At 69.6% G+C, this 1933-nt stretch carries 2 protein-coding genes; both read left to right on the top strand.

Features of this window, described 5'->3' with window-relative positions; all coding sequences use genetic code 11:
* The coding region (locus AC1D2K_RS33995; RefSeq protein ID WP_478094752.1) for an alpha-2-macroglobulin family protein at nucleotides 1-1590 on the top strand (1590 nt) is incomplete at its 5' end.
* A 70-nt stretch (nucleotides 1591-1660) separates the two neighbouring features.
* Nucleotides 1661-1933: DUF2277 domain-containing protein (locus AC1D2K_RS33990; protein WP_478094750.1), on the top strand; the 273-nt coding region annotated here is incomplete at its 3' end.

Here is a 1933-nt window from a genome sequence, read left to right as displayed (position 1 = left end):
CCGCCGGCCGACGCCCTGCCCGGCCGCGGCGGCCTGCGGATGTCGCTGCAGCCACGACTGGCCGAAGGCCTGGGTGGCGTGCGCGACTGGTTCGCGGCCTACCCCTATGCCTGCCTGGAGCAGAAGGCCAGCAAGTCGATCGGCCTGCGCGACGGCAAGGGCTGGCAGGCGCTGGTGGCGCAGCTGCCGAGCTACCTCGATGGCGACGGCCTCGCCAACTACTTCCCGCCGCGCGATGGCGAGGCCAACCGCGGCAGCGACATCCTGACCGCCTACCTGCTCGCATCGACGCACGAGGCGGCTTCGCTCGACCCCGTCTTCGCGCTGCCCGAAGCGGCCAGCGCGCCGATGCTGCAGGGCCTCGTCGCCTTCGTCGAAGGCCGCATCCAGCGCGACTTCTGGAGCCCGCGCAAGGATCTCGACGTCCGCAAGCTGGCGGCGCTCGAAGCGCTGTCGCGCTATGGCAAGGCCCAGGGCCGCATGATCGGCAGCATCACGATCGCGCCCAACCAATGGCCGACCAGCGCGGTGATCGACTGGCTCCAGATCCTGCGACGGGTGCAGGACGTGCCGCAGCGCCAGCAGCGCCTGGACGAAGCCGACAACGTGCTCAAGGCGCGCCTGAGCTACCAGGGCACACGGCTGGTGTTCAGCACCGAACAGGACGACAACTGGTGGTGGCTGATGGCCAACGGCGACGTCAACACCGCCCGGCTGCTGCTCGCGGTGATGGACGATCCGGCATGGAAGGACGACATCGGCCGCCTCGCCAGCGGCTTCATCGGCCGCCAGCAGAACGGCGCCTGGCGCACCACCACGGCCAACCTGTGGGGCGGCCTGGCGCTCGAGAGCTTCTCCAGGCGCTTCGAACACGCGCCGGTCAGCGGCGTCACCGCGGCCAGCCTGGGCACGGCCAAGGCGCAGGTGGACTGGAGCAAGGTCGAGCGGGTCAAGGCGAGCGACACGGGCGGCGCTCCGAACCAGGCCAGCGCCTTCGGTGCGCCGGCGTCGCCGGGCATGTTGCGCAACAACACCCTGTTCGTCCCCTGGCCGGCTGCCACGGGCCGCGACACGCTGCTGGTCACGCAAAGCGGCAGCGGCAAGCCCTGGCTCACGCTGCAATCGCTCGCTGCGGTGCAGCTCAAGGCGCCATTCGCCGCCGRCTATGCGATCAAGAAGACCGTCACCCCGGTCGAGCAGGCGGTGAGCGGCGTCTACTCGCGCGGCGACGTGCTGCGCGTGAGCCTGGAAGTCAACGCCAGCGCCGACATGACCTGGGTCGCGATCACCGATCCGATCCCCGGCGGCGCGACCATCCTGGGCGGCGGCCTGGGCCGCGACTCGCAGATCGCGACCCAGGGCGAGAAGCGCTCGGGCGGCGGCTGGCCGGCCTTCGAGGAACGCAGCTTCGAGGCCTTCCGCAGCTACTACGAGTACCTGCCCAAGGGCGTCGTCAAGATGGAATACACGCTGCGCCTCAACAACGTCGGCGACTTCGCGCTGCCGCCGAGCCGCGTCGAGGCGCTGTATGCACCCGAGATGTTCGGCGAGATGCCGAATGCCAGGGTGAAGGTGGAGGCGGCGAAGTAGCGCGGCGGCAGGCTTGAGATCGCGCTCGATCTTGCGCACACTGCGGCCTCGCCCCTCACATGGAGTCATGATGTGTAGAAGTATCAAGACCTTGTTCAATTTCGACCCGCCGGCGACCGAAGAAGAGATGCGTGCCGCATCGCTGCAGTTCGTGCGCAAGCTCAGCGGCTTCCATCAACCTTCCAAGGCCAACGAGGCGGCCTTCGACCGGGCCGTGGAAGACGTCACGACCGCGGCCCGCGCGCTGATCGAATCGCTGGTCACCACCGCCGATCCGCGCGATCGCGAGATCGAGGCCGCGCGGGCCCGCGCGCGGTCGGCGGTTCGCTTCGGTGCACCGGGC

The organism is Variovorax sp. P1_H12_2, assembly GCF_056405335.1.
This window is presented reverse-complemented; position numbering and strand designations above follow the sequence as displayed.